The 328-nt window shown below is 53.7% G+C and carries 1 rRNA gene; it reads right to left on the bottom strand.

Annotated elements, in window-relative coordinates:
- Positions 1–328: ribosomal RNA gene (locus tag ACTHS4_RS11755) — 16S ribosomal RNA — on the bottom strand; the annotation flags it as partial.

Here is a 328-nt window from a genome sequence, read left to right as displayed (position 1 = left end):
TTTCACTGCTACACCGGGAATTCCACTACCCTCTACCGCACTCTAGCCTGCCAGTATCCAATGCCATTCCCAGGTTGAGCCCAGGGCTTTCACATCAGACTTAACAAACCACCTACGCACGCTTTACGCCCAGTAATTCCGAGTAACGCTTGCACCCTTCGTATTACCGCGGCTGCTGGCACGAAGTTAGCCGGTGCTTATTCTTCCGGTACCGTCAGGACACCAGGGTATTAACCCAGCGCTTTTCTTTCCGGATAAAAGTGCTTTACAACCCGAAGGCCTTCTTCACACACGGGGCATGGCTGGATCAGGCTTGCGCCCATTGTCC

Origin of the sequence: Neisseria sp. P0014.S009 (assembly GCF_051958155.1) — a bacterium.
In the GTDB taxonomy this organism is placed as follows: domain Bacteria; phylum Pseudomonadota; class Gammaproteobacteria; order Burkholderiales; family Neisseriaceae; genus Neisseria; species Neisseria flavescens_C.
The sequence above is the reverse complement of the archived record's forward strand: the minus strand, read 5'-3'. Positions and strand labels throughout refer to the sequence as shown.